Annotated in this window: 18 protein-coding genes and 1 riboswitch; all 18 genes read left to right on the forward strand. The window is 47.2% G+C overall.

Annotated features, from left to right (window positions below):
* Positions 1-118: 118 nt before the first annotated feature.
* The 18 genes from PPA03S_RS08280 (at position 119) to murA (ending at position 16,504) form a co-directional block, all read left to right on the forward strand.
* A complete protein-coding gene (locus tag PPA03S_RS08280) occupies positions 119-679 on the forward strand; it encodes a manganese efflux pump MntP (RefSeq protein ID WP_062321682.1) in 561 nt (186 codons plus the stop codon).
* 123 nt (positions 680-802) lie between these two features.
* A complete protein-coding gene (locus tag PPA03S_RS08285) occupies positions 803-1,375 on the forward strand; it encodes a low molecular weight protein arginine phosphatase (RefSeq protein WP_062321684.1) in 573 nt (190 codons plus the stop codon).
* A 95-nt stretch (positions 1,376-1,470) separates the two neighbouring features.
* Positions 1,471-1,552, forward strand: a riboswitch (ZMP/ZTP riboswitch).
* Between the two features lie 139 nt (positions 1,553-1,691).
* Complete coding sequence (locus tag PPA03S_RS08290; RefSeq protein ID WP_062321686.1) at positions 1,692-2,285, forward strand: TIGR01440 family protein; 594 nt, start codon at positions 1,692-1,694, stop codon at positions 2,283-2,285.
* Positions 2,286-2,502: 217 nt separating this feature from the next.
* Entirely contained in the window at positions 2,503-3,750 is a 1,248-nt protein-coding gene (gene glyA / locus PPA03S_RS08295; protein ID WP_167666000.1) for a serine hydroxymethyltransferase, read from the forward strand.
* Between the two features lie 462 nt (positions 3,751-4,212).
* Positions 4,213-4,842, forward strand: coding sequence for a uracil phosphoribosyltransferase (gene upp, locus PPA03S_RS08300; protein ID WP_062321690.1), 630 nt, complete (start codon positions 4,213-4,215; stop codon positions 4,840-4,842).
* Between the two features lie 38 nt (positions 4,843-4,880).
* On the forward strand, positions 4,881-6,038 hold the full coding sequence (wecB, locus tag PPA03S_RS08305; protein WP_062321692.1) for a non-hydrolyzing UDP-N-acetylglucosamine 2-epimerase: 1,158 nt from the start codon (positions 4,881-4,883) through the stop codon (positions 6,036-6,038).
* 186 nt (positions 6,039-6,224) lie between these two features.
* Positions 6,225-6,479, forward strand: a complete 255-nt coding sequence (locus tag PPA03S_RS08310) for an AtpZ/AtpI family protein (RefSeq protein WP_062321694.1) — start codon at positions 6,225-6,227, stop codon at positions 6,477-6,479.
* Positions 6,472-6,852, forward strand: a complete 381-nt coding sequence (locus PPA03S_RS08315) for an ATP synthase subunit I (RefSeq protein ID WP_062321695.1) — start codon at positions 6,472-6,474, stop codon at positions 6,850-6,852. Before PPA03S_RS08310 ends, PPA03S_RS08315 begins: the two co-directional genes overlap by 8 nt.
* Positions 6,853-6,893: 41 nt before the next feature.
* Complete coding sequence (gene atpB / locus PPA03S_RS08320) at positions 6,894-7,712, forward strand: F0F1 ATP synthase subunit A (RefSeq protein ID WP_062321697.1); 819 nt, start codon at positions 6,894-6,896, stop codon at positions 7,710-7,712.
* Positions 7,713-7,788: 76 nt separating this feature from the next.
* Positions 7,789-8,013: a F0F1 ATP synthase subunit C gene (gene atpE, locus PPA03S_RS08325; RefSeq protein ID WP_062321699.1), complete on the forward strand. Its 225-nt coding sequence runs from the start codon at positions 7,789-7,791 to the stop codon at positions 8,011-8,013.
* A 115-nt stretch (positions 8,014-8,128) separates the two neighbouring features.
* Entirely contained in the window at positions 8,129-8,617 is a 489-nt protein-coding gene (gene atpF, locus PPA03S_RS08330) for a F0F1 ATP synthase subunit B (RefSeq protein WP_062321701.1), read from the forward strand.
* Positions 8,614-9,162, forward strand: coding sequence for a F0F1 ATP synthase subunit delta (locus PPA03S_RS08335; protein WP_062321703.1), 549 nt, complete (start codon positions 8,614-8,616; stop codon positions 9,160-9,162). Before atpF ends, PPA03S_RS08335 begins: the two co-directional genes overlap by 4 nt.
* 16 nt (positions 9,163-9,178) lie before the next feature.
* Positions 9,179-10,693: a F0F1 ATP synthase subunit alpha gene (gene atpA, locus PPA03S_RS08340; protein WP_062321706.1), complete on the forward strand. Its 1,515-nt coding sequence runs from the start codon at positions 9,179-9,181 to the stop codon at positions 10,691-10,693.
* A 250-nt stretch (positions 10,694-10,943) separates the two neighbouring features.
* Positions 10,944-11,816, forward strand: a complete 873-nt coding sequence (atpG, locus tag PPA03S_RS08345) for an ATP synthase F1 subunit gamma (protein WP_062321708.1) — start codon at positions 10,944-10,946, stop codon at positions 11,814-11,816.
* A gap of 96 nt (positions 11,817-11,912) precedes the next feature.
* A complete protein-coding gene (gene atpD, locus PPA03S_RS08350; protein ID WP_062321710.1) occupies positions 11,913-13,316 on the forward strand; it encodes a F0F1 ATP synthase subunit beta in 1,404 nt (467 codons plus the stop codon).
* A 59-nt stretch (positions 13,317-13,375) separates the two neighbouring features.
* On the forward strand, positions 13,376-13,780 hold the full coding sequence (locus PPA03S_RS08355) for a F0F1 ATP synthase subunit epsilon (protein ID WP_062321712.1): 405 nt from the start codon (positions 13,376-13,378) through the stop codon (positions 13,778-13,780).
* Between the two features lie 602 nt (positions 13,781-14,382).
* A complete protein-coding gene (locus tag PPA03S_RS08360; RefSeq protein ID WP_062321714.1) occupies positions 14,383-14,640 on the forward strand; it encodes a DUF1146 family protein in 258 nt (85 codons plus the stop codon).
* Between the two features lie 517 nt (positions 14,641-15,157).
* Positions 15,158-16,504, forward strand: a complete 1,347-nt coding sequence (gene murA / locus PPA03S_RS08365; protein ID WP_082704050.1) for a UDP-N-acetylglucosamine 1-carboxyvinyltransferase — start codon at positions 15,158-15,160, stop codon at positions 16,502-16,504.
* The last annotated feature ends 202 nt before the right edge of the window (positions 16,505-16,706 follow it).

Below are 16,706 nucleotides of genomic sequence, written 5' to 3' on the forward strand. Positions count from 1 at the left end.
CCACGACTAAACATTCATTCTTTGAATGCCGGCAATGCAAAAGGTTTCCTCCGGTCATGTTTATGTCCTTGTCCGCATATGGTGTACAAGAACCTTTACGTGACTTGGGGGTATGGGGATGTGGGATGTGTCTGCCCATGTTGGGCAGTTGGTAACCATTTTGATTATGGCCGTCGCACTCGGACTCGATGCTTTCTCACTCGGAATCGGGATTGGCATGAAGGGAATCCGTCTGCAAGACATATTGCGGATCAGTATCGTAACGGCCCTGTTTCACATCATCATGCCGCTCATCGGCATGTATACAGGCAAATACGTCAGTTCACTGCTCGGTGATATCACCACGTATGCCGCAGGGGGACTGCTGGTTCTCCTGGGCGCCCATATGATTCTGAACGCCTTTCGTGAAGGAGATACCAAGCTGGTGGATCACCGATCCCTACTCGGTGTAATTCTGTTCTCGCTCAGTGTCAGTGTCGATTCATTTTCCGTTGGTGTCTCGCTGGGCATGTTCAGCAGTGATTTGGTGATAACGGTGCTGGCTTTCGGGATATGCGGCGGATTGATGTCTGTCCTGGGTCTGTTGTTGGGACGGCGTGTGAGCCAAAATATGGGGGACTACGGAGAAGCGGTTGGCGGAGCAATCTTGCTCGCTTTTGGACTTTTGTTTATATTTTAGAATACAACGTTAATGACGACTACAGCCAAGTACAGTCTTCAATATAGGATTATAAGGTTCACTGGATGAAATGGAGTTAGAAACATGATTCGACAACATTTGCAAAATGGGGAGGCTACCACAATGAAACATATTTTGTTTGTATGTACAGGGAATACATGCCGCAGCCCCATGGCAGAGGGGCTTATGCGTAAACTGGCATCGGAGCGGGGCATTCAAGTGGATGTTCGTTCTGCAGGCGTAGCCGCAACAACAGGTATGCCCATTTCCCACCACGCGGAGGCGGTATTGAGGGATCATAACGTTGAAGGGCCGCCTCATTCGACGATGCTTAGTCCGAACCTGGTTGGCTGGGCGGACCTTATACTAACGTTAACACGGAGCCATAAACAGCATGTTATGCAGGTTTTCCCCGACGCGGTACACAAGACGTACACCTTGAAGGAATATGTGGAGAATGACGAGCAAGTCCTGAATGATCTTCAGGAATTGGACAGCCTGTTTGCCACATTGGAGATGAAACGTGCGCTCGGTCAGGAGATCTCGGCGTCAGAACGGGAGCGGGCGATTGAAATCAGACAGCGCATTCCGAGCTTTGATATTTCGGACCCGTTTGGCGGTAGTCGCGACGATTACAACATAGCTGCGGCAGAGATTCGGACCGCGCTCGACAGGCTTTTGGACAAGTTGGATTAATTCGAGTCATTGTATTTCCATCTCAAAAACGGACACGGGATGTAAATTACCCGTTGATTTTAAACGCAGGTTGTTTTATGATGAAAGGGAAAACAGGGATCCGGTGTAACTGGCGACGAAGTGGGCATAACCACGATGGAGCACCGGAACAAACGGCCGGTCGCCTGGGCAAAAGAGCAATTCTGCGATACCCGCAGACTGCTCTTTTTTTCGTCTTTCATCTGAATATTCGCTATAATAGTACCTGAAATGCCGTGCAGCAATACGAAGGACAGCTAAGAGAAAGCCGGGCATGATTTTATCGGGAGGCGATAGGATGACTATTGAGTTGGATTCGGAACAACCCGGATTGCATGAACAGACCGCATCCATTCTGCGTGAATTGGCGCTTGCCGGACAGCTTGGGCATGGTCAGATCGTTGTGATCGGCACCAGTACAAGTGAAGTCGCAGGCAAACGGATTGGTACAAGCGGTGCGATTGAAGTAGCGCAGCAGCTTCTTGCAGGTATATCCGAGGTGCAGCGGGAGTTCGGTTTCGATGTTGTATTTCAATGCTGTGAGCATTTGAACCGTGCACTGGTGATGGAACGTTCCTTGCTTACACGTCTTGGATTGACTGAAGTTGGTGCGGTACCTGTGCCCAAAGCAGGTGGTTCCATGGCATCCGCAGCGTATCGCTCGCTAACCGACCCATGTCTCGCTGAACATGTGCAGGCCCATGCAGGAATGGATATCGGAGAGACGATGATTGGCATGCACTTACGTCATGTGGCTGTACCTTTCCGAACAACGCTCCGCTACATTGGGGATGCGAGGGTAACTACAGCACTTACTCGTCCCAAGTTGATCGGCGGCGAACGCGCAGTATATCGTATGGAAGAGCAACCAGATTCGACATTTTGTGACTAACGTATAAACCGAAACGATTGGTTACACTCCTGACTTCGATTGCATCACCATCTTTCGATCGCTGTTATCCCCAGATTTTTTTGAATCCCTTATATAAGGGGAAATCGGGTGATTAAAGGCGAACGCTCTGCTTCTCCAGATTGGTGTTGCACTCTCCGTTTTCGTGTAAACATGATTTCGCTTTATAACTTCACTTATAACTGGGAGGAATTTAATCATGGAACAATTGCGCAAGAATGACCCGGCAGTACTGGAAGCGATGAATCTTGAACTGAAACGTCAACAAAACAACATCGAGCTGATCGCATCCGAGAATATCGTAAGCGAAGCGGTTATCGAGGCTATGGGATCTGTATTGACGAACAAGTATGCTGAAGGATATCCAGGCAAACGTTATTATGGTGGTTGTGAACATGTTGATATCGTAGAAGATATCGCACGTGACCGTGCCAAAGAATTGTTTGGAGCTGAACATGTCAATGTTCAACCTCACTCCGGTGCACAAGCGAACATGGCAGTATACCTTGCAGCTTTGAAACCAGGTGATACCGTATTGGGCATGAACCTTGCGCATGGTGGCCACCTCACCCATGGTAGCCCGGTTAATGCTTCCGGCTTGCTGTACAATTTCGTGGCTTACGGTGTACAAGAAGATACATTCCTGATTGATTACGATGAAGTGCGCAAAGCTGCATTTAAACATCGTCCTCGCATGATCGTAGCAGGGGCAAGTGCATATCCGCGTACCATTGATTTTGAAAAGCTTGCTTCCATCGCCAATGATGTAGGTGCTTTGTTCATGGTGGATATGGCTCACATTGCAGGACTGGTAGCTGCCGGATTGCATCCAAGCCCGGTTCAACATGCGCATTTCGTAACAACAACAACACACAAAACGCTGCGTGGTCCTCGTGGTGGTATGATTCTGTGCCGCAAAGCATGGGCAGCGGCGATTGATAAAGCAGTATTCCCGGGTTCCCAAGGTGGACCTTTGATGCATGTTATTGCTTCCAAAGCGGTAGCATTGGGTGAGGCTTTGCAACCTTCGTTCAAGACATATGCACAAAATGTGGTGAAAAATGCACAGGTTCTGGCTGAAACCCTGATTGCTGAAGGATTGAACATCGTTTCCGGCGGTACAGACAACCACTTGATGCTGATCGACACTCGCAGCGTAAACATCACAGGCAAGGAAGCCGAGCATGTACTCGATTCCATCGGCATTACCGTGAACAAAAATGCAATTCCGTTCGATCCTACCAGCCCGTTTGTAACGAGCGGTATCCGGATCGGTACACCTGCGGCTACTTCCCGCGGTATGAACGAAGAAGCTATGGTGGCCATTGGTAAGATCATTGCCAAAACATTGAAAAACCCTAAAGATGCAGCAAAATTGGATGAAGCCCGTGCGGAAGTAACAGCACTGACAGATCAATTCCCACTGTACACAGACCTTAAATACTAAAAAAACTTGCTCTTGGTGTTTGTATTTGAGTTTTTCAAAATAAACACGCAGACGGAGCAAACAGAATGAAGTCGGAGAAGCGTAGCGTTCGCCTAAAAGCTTTCTGAAAGAAAGCTGCTTCGGAAGCATATGCCATCCCCTGATTTTCTCCTTATTAAGGGGAATCAAAAAAATCCGGGGGTAACAGCGATCGAAGGGTCATTCTGTTTGCGGAGCATCATTGTGTTTATACGCTTTTGATCAACTTAACTGACATAACAGCGAGAGCAAAAAGGACCGGATGACTCATTTTTCCGGTCCTTTTTTTATAGGATTCGGTTTTCTGTAATGATTGGGTGCCCTTTGATGGTGTAATTCGGTGTAGGTGATGATATAATATACAGGATTTATCGGGCCTATGAATGATGATTAGGCATATTTGGAAATGCTGAACATGAAGAACTTACCGGAGGGACAAATTAGATGGGAAAATTAGTAATATGTGATCACCCTTTGATTCAACACAAACTGACGTTTATACGCGATATGCGTACGAATACGAAAGATTTTCGAGAATTGGTGGATGAAGTAGCAACGTTGATGGCTTATGAGATTACTAGAGATGTTGAACTGGAGACGATTGATGTACAAACCCCTGTAGCTGAAACACAAGGCAAAGTCATTTCCGGACGTATGCTCGGACTGGTGCCGATTCTGCGTGCAGGACTCGGAATGCTCGATGGCGTTGTGAAATTGTTGCCAGCTGCAAAAGTTGGACATGTTGGTCTGTTCCGTGATCCGGAAACACTGCAACCGGTAGAATACTACACCAAACTGCCTACAGACGTGACAGAGCGTCAATTGATTGTGATTGATCCGATGCTGGCAACTGGCGGTTCGGCCATTGCAGCCATTGATGTATTGAAAAAACGCGGATGCACCCAGATCAAAATGATGAACCTTGTTGCAGCACCGGAAGGCGTAAAGGCAGTACAAGAAGCGCATCCGGATGTGGATATCTACGTGGCTGCACTGGACGATCGTTTGGATGATCATGGTTATATCGTTCCCGGACTGGGAGATGCAGGAGACCGTCTGTACGGCACAAAATAAGCATATTGCATGCTGAGTAGAAAAGGGGCTTTGCTTCAATGTCCAAGAAAATTAAAGTTATGACGATATTTGGGGTGCGCCCAGAGGCCATCAAGATGGCTCCGCTTATTTTGGAATTGCAGAAACATCCCGAATCGATTGAATCTATCGTTTGCGTTACTGCACAGCACCGCCAAATGCTGGACCAGGTTCTTGAAGTATTTGATATTCATCCAGACTATGACCTGGATGTGATGAAAGATCGCCAGACGCTGAATGAAATTACCATTCGTGTGCTGGGAGGCCTGGAGCCAGTCCTGCGTGAAGCCAAACCGGATATTGTGCTGGTTCACGGCGATACGCTGACTACGTTTGTAGCAAGCTATGCTGCGTTCCTGCAGCAGATTCAAGTGGGTCATGTGGAAGCGGGCCTTCGAACGTGGAACAAGCTCTCTCCATATCCGGAAGAAATGAACCGTCAGTTAACTGGTGTGCTTGCTGATTTGCATTTTGCACCAACGGACTGGTCTTCTTCCAATCTTGCCAAAGAAAATAAATCGGAGTCTAGTACGTATGTCACAGGCAACACGGTAACAGATGTGTTTCAATATACAGTACGGCAGGATTACACACACCCGGTACTGGATTGGGCAAAAGGCAAACGTCTTGTGCTGATGACAGCTCACCGCCGTGAATCCCAAGGCGAGCCTCACCGTAACATTTTCCAGGCCGTCAAACGGATTGCCGACGAGTTTGAGGATATTGCCATCGTGTACCCGGTGCATCCAAGTCCTGCTGTGAAGGAGCCGGCTCACGCGATTTTGGGGAATCATCCCCGTATTCAATTGATTGATCCACTAGACGTCGTGGATTTGCATAACTTTTACCCGCATACTCACTTGATATTGACCGATTCAGGCGGTTTGCAGGAAGAAGCGCCTTCGTTTGGTGTGCCTGTTCTCGTCCTGCGGGATACAACGGAGCGCCCGGAGGGTATTGAAGCAGGAACGCTGGAACTCGTAGGCACCGAAGAGGAACGGGTATATGAGCGGACCAGAGCTTTGTTAACAGATGCAACGCTGTATGCAAGCATGAGTCAGGCAGCCAATCCGTATGGTGATGGACATGCTTCGGAAAGAATTGTCAATGCGATTTTGCACCATTTTGGTGTGAATAGCGAACGTCCGGAATCATTTCACAGAAAATTCAAAAAATAATTCATTTTTTCTGACAGATTTATAAAGGGTACAGCATACAGTTAAACTGTACGGTTTACGCGGGTTTATGGGCTCTGATGGTCTATAATCCCGTCGTTTTACCCTTTAAAACGCTAAAATCATTCAATTGACAAAGGCTCTCATCATTCAGTAAAATTAACTGGGATTGCAAGGGTGGCGTGGAAAATGGCCGATTCGAACAAACCAAATTCATCCCGTAACCATGATGATAATGTGTGGAAGGCAATGGGGCTCGTGACAGCTTTTGGAATCGAGATTGCCATTCTCGCTGTTGCCGGATATTACGTCGGCTCCTGGTTGGACAAGACCATTGGAGGTAACGGAATATGGATCGCCGTAAGCGTTCTCTTTTTCTTGGCGGCAGGCGGCGTAAGCACCTACTTTATCGCAAAAAAATTCATGGGGGAAAGTGATGAGTGAACTAACCAGATACCGCAGATGGATGACTGTTTTCATCATGTACTTTCTTATGATTTGTTTTCTCGCAGCGGCCTTTCTGCCCCGTGTGGAAACAATAGCTTTGGGACTGGCCCTGGGAACGGTGACCAGTTGGATCAACGCTTCTTATCTGGGTCGCAAAGTCAGGAGAATGTTGGATGATGCAGCGGAAGGAAACCTTAAGCGAGTGAACCTGGGATTTTTGACTAGAGCTGCTCTTGCAGTACTCGCTATTTTCATGGCGATGCAGTATCCGCAATACTTCAATTTATATGCGGTTGTAGTTGGCTTGGTCATAGCGCAATTTTCCTTACTATTTATAGGGATATTGTTGTCCCGCAAAGCAGACTCATAGTGGTGCTGCAAGCTTTCGAATGAGAAAGGGGTGAGAAAAATATGCATGAATCTCCGATAATTAACCTGGGTGGGTTCCATCTGGATTTGTCTGTTCTGCTCATGCTCATCGTAACATCCGCCATTGTATTTATTATTGCTAAATTGGCTACGCGGAACTTGTCGGTGGATAATCCGGGCAAAATGCAAAACTTCCTGGAGTGGGCGATTGAGTTTGTACGCAACCTGATCTCGAGCACGATGGACATGAAGAAGGGGCAGCATTTCCTTACCTTGGCAACCACAATGATTATGTTTATCTTTGTGGGAAACATGTTGGGTCTCCCTTTGGGCGTAGTAACTGGGGCTACGGATGTAAGCCAAGCTGAAATCTTTGGCAAGCCGATTGTTTCGGTCCAGGAAGCATTCCATGAAGCTCATGAGAAGGATCCAGAAGCTCATCCACATATCGAAGTTGCCTGGTGGAAATCACCTACGGCTGATCTTTCGGTAACCATGGGTCTTGCGTTGATCGCATTTGCTATCGCGCATGGATTGGGACTTTTCCGTAACACCAAAGCGTATCTCAAGCATTATTTCCAACCACACTGGCTGTTCTTCCCAATCAACATTGTGGAGACGGCATCCAAGTTGTTGACACACGGTATGCGTTTGTTCGCCAACATCTTTGCAGGTGAGGTTCTGATCTCCACGATTATGAAACTTACAGCATTCAAATGGATTGGCGCAATTGCAGCAATCCCGCTGTTGACGGCATGGCAGGGGTTCAGTATTTTCATCGGAGCCATACAGGCATTCGTATTTACGGTTTTGATGATGGTATACATATCACAAACCGTCGAATCGCACGAGGAACATTAAGATTCAAGTCCAATACGGTTAACCCTGTAGGGCTGAACTATAAAATTTGAACGAACATTCTAAGGAGGATATACAAATGGGAGCAATGGCATTAGTGGCAGCAGGGATTGTTGCAGGATTGGGCGCGCTTGGCGCAGGTATCGGTAACGGTTTGGTAATCAGCAAAACGGTGGAAGGTATTGCACGTCAACCGGAAGCAAAATCCACTCTTCAAACAACAATGTTTATCGGTGTAGGTTTGATCGAGGTATTGCCGATCATCGGTGTAGTACTCGCGTTCATGTTCTACGGAGCGGCTTAATAAAATCAGTGCAGGTTTGGCGGGGAAGGCCACAGCCATCCGCGCCTTCTTTTTAGGTAGCGTCCGTAAACGCGGAGTTGCGGCCTGAGGATACCTTCAGGAAGGAGTGAACAGATTGAATTTCGTATGGGAAAATACAGTTCTGGCGATTATAGCATTTGGTATTTTATATTGGCTTCTTAGCCGTTATGCATTTGGTCCACTTTTCTCCATTATGGAAAAACGTCGTGAGCTCGTATTGGCGCAAATGAATGAGGCTGCCCAAACGCGGGATCAGGCTATTGCCTATGTTGAGGAACAGAAGCAGGCTCTTGAAAAAGCGCGTAAAGATGCTTATGACATCATTGAACAATCCAAACAAACAGGCGGCAAACAGGCTGAAACGATTCTGGCGGATGCAAAAGCAGAAGCGAATCGCCTGAAAGACGATGCTGTGCGTGAGATTGAGAGCGAGAAGAACAAAGCGGTTGCAGCGCTTCGCCGTGAACTGGGTACAGCTTCCGTTCAAATCGCTTCCAAGCTGATCAAAAAAGAAGTTGAGAACGGTCCTGCACAAGAGGAGCTTGTGAGCCAATACCTCAATGAGGTAGGAGGCCGACAATGAGCCGCGATACGATTGTTGCCAAGCGTTATGCGAAAGCATTGTTTGAAGTTGCTCTCGAACAGAAGCAGGTGCTTGAAGTCGAACAAGAGCTACGTACTGTTGTAAGTGCCATCACAGGTGATGCGGAAATCGGTAAATTTATCGAGTCACCCAACATCTCTGAAGAGGCGAAACAGAACGTACTTCGCACAAGTCTTGACGGCAAGGTGTCTGAACCTGTTCTGAAAACCGTTTTGCTTTTGATTGAGCGTGGACGCGTTGAACTGCTGGAAGCTCTGCTGAATGATTATGTGAAGATCGAGGGCGAATCGCTCGGCATAGCCGATGCACGCGTGTACTCGACTTATGCCTTGAATGATGAAGAACAAGAAACGGTAGCCCGTGAATTCGGTGGCCGTGTGAATAAAAAGATCCGTATCGAGAACATTGTCGATCCGACTCTGCTGGGCGGATTGAAAGTTGCCATTGGCGATACGATCTATGACGGCAGCTTGGCTGGCAAGCTCGAACGTCTTGAGCAGTCTTTTAACAGACGAGTACAGTAGATTGGGGTGAGGACACTTGAGTATCAAGCCAGAAGAAATCAGTACATTAATTAAGAGCCAGATCGAACAATACAAGACCGATATCGATGTAGTCGAAGTCGGGACGGTTATTGAGGTCGGTGATGGTATCGCTCGTGTATACGGACTTGAGAATGTCATGTCCAATGAGTTGGTTGAATTCCCAAGCGGTGTTATGGGACTCGCCATGAACGTGGAAGAGAGCAACGTCGGTGTCGTTATCCTGGGACCTTATTATGATATTCGTGAAGGTGACCAAGTTAAACGTACAGGTCAAATCATGCAAGTGCCTGTTGGCGAAGCATTGATTGGACGCGTTGTGAACCCACTCGGTATTCCGGTGGATGGCAAAGGGCCAATCGCTACAACGGAATTCCGTCCGGTTGAAGGTAAAGCACCAGGCGTAATGGATCGTAAATCGGTTCATGAGCCGATGCAAACAGGGATCAAAGCGATTGACGCAATGGTTCCAATCGGTCGTGGTCAACGTGAGTTGATCATCGGTGACCGTCAAACAGGTAAAACATCGATCGCAATTGATGCCATCCTGAACCAAAAAGGCAGCGGCATGAAATGTATCTATGTTGCCATTGGTCAAAAACAATCTACAGTTGCACAAGTTGTAGAAACTCTTCGCCGTAAAGGCGCAATGGAGTATACGATTGTTGTAACTGCGGCAGCATCCGACCCATCACCACTGTTGTACATCGCACCGTATTCCGGATGTTCGATGGGTGAGTACTTCATGTACAAAGGTGAGCACGTTCTCGTTATCTATGATGACTTGACGAAACAAGCTTCGGCTTACCGTGAGCTTTCCTTGCTGCTTCGTCGTCCTCCGGGCCGTGAGGCTTATCCGGGTGACGTCTTCTACTTGCACTCCCGTTTGCTGGAGCGTGCAGCGAAGCTGAATGATGAACTTGGTGGTGGTTCTTTAACCGCACTTCCGTTTATTGAAACACAAGCTTCCGACGTATCTGCTTACATCCCAACGAACGTAATCTCCATCACGGACGGACAAATCTTCCTGGAAGCTGACCTGTTCAATGCTGGACAACGTCCAGCGATCAACGTAGGTATTTCCGTATCCCGGGTTGGTGGTTCTGCTCAGATCAAAGCGATGAAAAAGGTTGCAGGTTCCCTGCGTCTCGACCTCGCTCAATATCGTGAGCTTCAAGCGTTCTCCCAGTTCGGTTCCGATCTGGATAAAGCGACACAGGCCCGCCTGAATCGTGGTGCTCGCATGATGGAAATCCTGAAGCAAGGTGTTAACCAGCCTCTGCCTGTAGAACAACAGGTAGTCAGCTTGTATACAGCGGTTAAAGGATTCCTGGATGAAATTCCTACAGGTGATGTAACTCGTTTTGAAGGTGAGTTCCTTGCGTTCATGGAGAGCAGCCACCCTGAGATTCTGGCATCCATCCGTGATACAAAAGAATTGACTGCAGACAATGAATCCGCTCTGAAAGATGCTATTGAGAAATTCAGAAAGAGCTTCGCTGTCTCTGTCTAAATAGATGATATGCAGCTGCGGGGTTGTTTAACCGATTCCGCATGTCTGCATGTAAAACTTTGTTCTTTCAAAGTTTCAATATGCTTACGAGTAGTTTTGACTTTGTCAAAACTAGTGAATGCTTACGAAGAAACTTTGGCTCTGCCAAAGTTTATGTTTGGGCTTACGAAGTAGTTTTGACTACGTCAAAACTTGTGTTGATGCTTACGAAGTAACTTTGACTCTGTCAAAGTTTTGAGGTGGTGAAATCATGGCAAAAGGCATGCGCGAAATAAAGCGGCAAATTAAAAGCGTACAAAGCACCAAGCAGATCACCAAAGCAATGGAGATGGTAGCTGCTGCAAAACTGCGGAAAGCGCAGGAAAAAGCAGAAGCAGCCCGTCCGTATTCGGAGAAACTGAAAGAAGTTGTGGCTAGTATTGCATCCAGTACGCAAGGAATCCAACATCCGATGCTGGAGAGCCGTCCGGTTAAAAAGACAGCGTATCTAATCATCACATCGGACCGTGGTCTTGCGGGCGGTTACAATGCGAACGTTTTGCGTCAGGTCAATCTGACGCTCAAAGAGCGTCACAACTCCCAGAATGACTACGAATTGTTCGTCATTGGGCGTAAAGGACGCGATTATTTCAGACGTCGGGAAATGGCTATGACATCCGTTGTTACGGATCTGTCGGATTCACCATCATTTGCAGATATCAAATCCATTGCACACGAGGCTGTTCAAGGATTTGAGCTGGCTAAATTTGATGAATTGTACATTTGTTATAACCGCTTTGTGAATGCGTTGACCCAGATTCCTACGGTTGAACGTCTTCTTCCGATGGATACACCTGAGGTAACTGCTGCGGAAGGACCGACGGCAAGCTACGAATACGAGCCTTCAGCTGAGGCTGTACTGGAAGTTCTGCTACCGCGTTATGCGGAAACGCTGATCTACGGTGCACTTCTGAATGGTAAGGCAAGTGAGCTGGGCGCGAAAATGACGGCAATGGGTAATGCAACCAAAAATGCATCCAAACTCATTAATGACTTGTCATTGACCTATAACCGTGCCCGTCAAGCGGCGATTACGCAGGAGATTACGGAAATTGTGGCAGGTGCCAACGCAGCACAAGGCTAACCGTTTTTTATTAATGAAGGCTTGCAGTGCAGAGATAAAAGAGAACGGAACATTATTTCTGCAAAACTAGCAGGCTAGTAGGAGGGGAACGTTAAGATGAACAAAGGACGCGTTGTGAGCATCATGGGTCCGGTTGTTGACGTCGAGTTTGATCGCGGCGGTCTGCCGGAAATCCTCAATGCCATTACGATCACTACAGTAAGCGAAAGCGGCGTAAGTGTGAATCTTACACTCGAAGCTTCAAAGCATCTGGGTGACAACCGAGTACGTTGTATCGCGATGTCCTCCACGGACGGACTTGTTCGTGGTATGGAAGCCGTAGATACAGGAGCTCCGATTTCTGTACCTGTTGGGGAAGCGACACTGGGTCGTGTATTTAACGTACTCGGCGAAGCCATTGATACTGGCGGTGCTGTAGCTGCTGAACATAAAAACCCGATCCACCGCTCGGCTCCTGCTTTTGATGAACTGACTACCCAGGCTGAAATGCTGGAGACAGGGATCAAAGTTATCGACCTGCTGGCTCCTTACGCCAAAGGTGGTAAAATCGGTCTCTTCGGCGGTGCCGGTGTCGGTAAAACCGTAACGATTCAGGAATTGATCAACAACATCGCGCAAGAGCACGGCGGTATCTCCGTATTTGCGGGTGTTGGTGAGCGTACACGTGAAGGTAATGACTTGTATCACGAGATGAGTGATTCCGGCGTTATCAACAAAACAGCAATGGTCTTCGGACAAATGAACGAGCCTCCAGGCGCACGTCTTCGTGTAGCCCTCACAGGTCTGACGATGGCGGAATACTTCCGTGATGAAGAAGGCCGTGACGTGTTGCTCTTCATCGATAATATCTTCCGTTTCACCCAAGCAGGTTCAGAGGTATCTGCCTTGCTGGGACGTATGCCTTCCGCGGTAGGTTACCAACCAACGCTGGCTACAGAAATGGGTCAACTGCAAGAACGTATCACTTCGACCAAAAAAGGTTCCGTAACATCCATCCAGGCCATCTACGTGCCTGCGGATGACTATACTGACCCGGCTCCAGCAACGACGTTTGCTCACTTGGATGCAACGACGAACCTGGAGCGTAAAATTTCCGAGATGGGTATCTACCCAGCGGTAGATCCATTGGCATCCAGCTCCCGGATCTTGTCCCCTGAAGTTGTAGGCGAAGAGCATTACAACGTAGCTCAGGGCGTTAAACGCATTTTGGCTCGTTACAATGAGTTGCAAGATATTATTGCGATTCTGGGTATGGACGAGCTGAGTGAAGAAGACAGAGCGCTCGTTTACCGTGCTCGTAAGATTCAACGTTTCTTGTCCCAGCCATTCCACGTTGCTGAAGCATTTAACGGTATTCCGGGTAAATACGTTCCGGTTAAAGAAACGGTGCGCAGCTTTAAAGAAATTCTCGAAGGCAAGCACGACGATCTTCCGGAAGCAGCTTTCCTCTTCGTGGGTACAATTGAAGAGGCAGTGGAGAAAGCCAAAACACTGGTATAGTCTGAATCCAGGATTGTCCTTATGAAGCGAGCTATCGGATAGTTTCAGGAGGGATGGAATTGAGCACCTTTTTGTTGGAAATTGTAACGCCCGAGCGTTTGGTATTTACTGAACAAGTCGATAGTATCATCGTTCGAGGTGTTGAAGGGGAACTGGGTATTATGCCCGGCCACATCCCTATGGTTACACCATTGCAGATCGCACCGATTATTATCAAAAACGGAAAACAGAACAAACAAGTCGCTATTGGCGGCGGGTTTATCGAAGTCCGTAAAGATAAGGTTGTTGTGCTCGCAGAGAGTGCCGAATTCCCGGAAAGTATTGATGTGGACCGTGCACGTGCAGCGAAAGAGCGGGCAGAACGCCGGCTTAGCAGCCAAAGCAATCAGGACCACTTTGATCACCGCCGGGCAGAGATTGCTCTGCAAAAAGCGGTTAACCGGATCAACGTATACGGCAAATAACTATTCAATTGGAGCCTGGCGGCTTAGTCTGCCGGGCTTTTTTGAGTTTTTGGAGCGTTATTTTTCCAGTTACAGTAAAATATATGGGCAATATCTTCGGTTGAAACACTTGATTTAACGGTAAATAAAGTTAAATATATTCACCGTTTATGGGGATATGAATAGAATGTAGGACTAAAGTCGTGACAAAACCGATCCCTGGTAGAACCATTTTTTACGACGGAATTTTAAATTATTTCCGAGGAAATGACAGGATCGATATCGAAATAACGCTCTTTTATGTCGTTTTAGTCACAAAATCCCGGCATTTTGAATTTAAAATATTATCGAAGTGGAAATCAATGTAATTGACAATGTATGATGAAAGAGCCTATATTCCATAGAGTCAGCAGATGGAAGAAGCTGCGTTGATGAATTCCATAATCATTCACAGCCAGATGGTTGCTGCTCCGTGATTGGGCATCAAGAGTTCCTGCATGCCAGGAGTAAGTTTGAACGCAGGTTCAGTGTATTGTGTTCAAGACATTCCAGTATTCTAACAAGTTATGGATGCCAGGCATAATTATGCTGATCGCTGCAACAAATGTGGAGGTAATGAATATATGGATACTGATCTGACAAATCAGTTGAACCAGACATTAAGTACGAATGGCTTGGTCTCGATTATCGTCTCTCTTTTATGTATAGCGTTGTCTTGGTGGGCTCTGCAGAATCTCAAGCTGGATTTAATCATCAGGCAGCCACGAGGAGCACAGGGAAGACTGTTACATTTGCTGCTGGCCATCATACTCGGGCATGCTGTTTCAGGCTTTGTCATTGACTATTTGTCATGGACACAAATGTTGCGTCATTTGTTTTAATGTTGAGATGGTTGGTTAATCATCTGTTAGGTTCTTCAAGCAATCATTGTCGAATAACATCGATTGATTGTGTTAACAATTAGAGTATGAGTTGTCGTCGGAGGAATTGAGAAAAAAGTGTGACACCGAATTGGATGAATTTGAGATGTTTATGTAAAAATGCTTGTATCGTACAATTCAAAAATGTTATGATGGAAGTTAGGGAATTCACCATTGTTCACTTATTTTGTGGTTATAAACGGGATATCCGGTTGAATCCGGCTAATAATCATCCCAATCTGTTGTTCTGATGCTGGCTGACCTGTAAGCATTACATTTGCAAGGTCCGAAGGTATTATGCACGGCACGTGGTATCATCGATATGGATCATAAACCAATTCTTTTCTGAACAGACATGAAGGGCGTTATTTGCCGAGTTATGTCGAAATTCCACACACAGCAACAGTCCTTTCGATCACTGAGGGGCTCACGTATTCCGGAATGAAGAAAAGGGAATAAAAGCGCGGAGGGAACCATGATGAGCAAATTTATCGTCCGCGGTGGCAAAAGGTTGACCGGAAGTGTCAAAGTTAGCGGCGCTAAAAATTCTGTTCTTCCGATCATCGCTGCCTCTCTCTTAGGGGAAGAAGGACAAAGCGTAATTATTGACGCTCCTCCTCTAGACGATGTGATGACGATTAACAAAGTGTTGGAATCGCTGGGAGCGGGTGTTACATACCGGGACGAAGTGATTACCGTAAATGCGGAGAAACTTACTTCCTGTGAGGCACCGTATGAATGGGTAAGTAAAATGCGGGCGTCCTTTCTGGTCATGGGGCCATTGTTGACGCGTATGGGTCATACAAGAATTTCGCTTCCTGGTGGATGTGCCATCGGTACACGGCCTATTGATCAGCATTTGAAAGGTTTTGAAGCCATGGGCGCCGAGATCAGCTTGGGCCAGGGCTATATAGAAGCTCGCAGCCAGGGAAGGTTGCGTGGTGCTAAAATTTATCTGGATGTGGCTTCTGTAGGTGCCACTCAAAATATTATGATGGCTGCAACATTGGCTGAAGGCGTGACTGTTCTGGAGAACGCGGCCAAAGAGCCAGAGATCGTGGATCTAGCCAATTTCCTGAACGGCATGGGAGCCAAAGTTCGTGGCGCTGGAACTGGAGTCATCCGCATCGAAGGTGTGGAGAAACTGACTGGCGTTAAACATACCGTCATTCCGGATCGCGTTGAAGCAGGTACCTATATGGCTGCCGCTGCTATTTCCGGTGGTGACGTGTATATTGAAGGTGCAATTTCAGACCATTTGGGTTCTGTTATTGCGAAGATGGAAGAGATGGGTGTAACGATCCATCCTGACGAGAATGGGGTACGAGTGATCGCAGACCGTCCTCTTAAGGCTGTGGATGTGAAAACATTACCATACCCTGGTTTCCCTACCGATATGCAATCCCAGATGATGGCGCTCTTGCTTGCCTCTGAGGGAACCAGTGTGGTGACAGAGACTGTTTTTGAAAATCGCTTCATGCATGTGGATGAATTCCAGTTGATGAATGCGGAGATCAAAGTGGAAGGACGTTCGTCCATCATTACAGGCAATGCCAAACTGAAGGGTGCCAAAGTAACAGCGACTGATTTGCGTGCGGGTGCCGCACTCATTATTGCGGGTCTGGTTGCCGAAGGTACAACGGAAGTGGGCGGTGTTCATCACATCGACCGTGGCTATGTACACCTCGCTGAGAAGCTTAATGGACTTGGAGCCGATATTTACCGTATTTCGGTAGAGGAGCCTAAGCTGGATGCAGTCAAAGCATCGAACGAAAAGGTTGAGGAAGAGGTACCGATGTTTAAGGTACAACCGACTTGGGCTTAACGTTGGATGGGACAATGGCTGCTATCCTGAATCATGATCACAAATAATTGTGAGTGGTGGATACAGGAGCATACGAGCTGACATGTAAGTAAAGATTAAAGCTAAGCCATCTGGCTTGGCTTTTTTTGTGTTCAATGATCCATTCAATCAGTACCTGATTCTATTAATAGCTGGTCCTAACGTGTATAGCATATACGTATAA

It is taken from the genome of Paenibacillus pabuli NBRC 13638, assembly GCF_001514495.1.
GTDB lineage: Bacteria > Bacillota > Bacilli > Paenibacillales > Paenibacillaceae > Paenibacillus > Paenibacillus pabuli.

What these genes read in the sequence shown, in the direction of transcription:
- PPA03S_RS08280 (WP_062321682.1), top strand. Translation starts at nt 119, where the DNA reads ATGTGGGATGTGTCTGCCCATGTTGGGCAGTTGGTAACCATTTTGATT.
- PPA03S_RS08285 (WP_062321684.1), top strand. Translation starts at nt 803, where the DNA reads ATGAAACATATTTTGTTTGTATGTACAGGGAATACATGCCGCAGCCCC.
- PPA03S_RS08290 (WP_062321686.1), top strand. Translation starts at nt 1,692, where the DNA reads ATGACTATTGAGTTGGATTCGGAACAACCCGGATTGCATGAACAGACC.
- glyA (WP_167666000.1), top strand. Translation starts at nt 2,503, where the DNA reads ATGGAACAATTGCGCAAGAATGACCCGGCAGTACTGGAAGCGATGAAT.
- upp (WP_062321690.1), top strand. Translation starts at nt 4,213, where the DNA reads ATGGGAAAATTAGTAATATGTGATCACCCTTTGATTCAACACAAACTG.
- wecB (WP_062321692.1), top strand. Translation starts at nt 4,881, where the DNA reads ATGTCCAAGAAAATTAAAGTTATGACGATATTTGGGGTGCGCCCAGAG.
- PPA03S_RS08310 (WP_062321694.1), top strand. Translation starts at nt 6,225, where the DNA reads ATGGCCGATTCGAACAAACCAAATTCATCCCGTAACCATGATGATAAT.
- PPA03S_RS08315 (WP_062321695.1), top strand. Translation starts at nt 6,472, where the DNA reads ATGAGTGAACTAACCAGATACCGCAGATGGATGACTGTTTTCATCATG.
- atpB (WP_062321697.1), top strand. Translation starts at nt 6,894, where the DNA reads ATGCATGAATCTCCGATAATTAACCTGGGTGGGTTCCATCTGGATTTG.
- atpE (WP_062321699.1), top strand. Translation starts at nt 7,789, where the DNA reads ATGGGAGCAATGGCATTAGTGGCAGCAGGGATTGTTGCAGGATTGGGC.
- PPA03S_RS08335 (WP_062321703.1), top strand. Translation starts at nt 8,614, where the DNA reads ATGAGCCGCGATACGATTGTTGCCAAGCGTTATGCGAAAGCATTGTTT.
- atpG (WP_062321708.1), top strand. Translation starts at nt 10,944, where the DNA reads ATGGCAAAAGGCATGCGCGAAATAAAGCGGCAAATTAAAAGCGTACAA.
- atpD (WP_062321710.1), top strand. Translation starts at nt 11,913, where the DNA reads ATGAACAAAGGACGCGTTGTGAGCATCATGGGTCCGGTTGTTGACGTC.
- PPA03S_RS08360 (WP_062321714.1), top strand. Translation starts at nt 14,383, where the DNA reads ATGGATACTGATCTGACAAATCAGTTGAACCAGACATTAAGTACGAAT.
- murA (WP_082704050.1), top strand. Translation starts at nt 15,158, where the DNA reads ATGAGCAAATTTATCGTCCGCGGTGGCAAAAGGTTGACCGGAAGTGTC.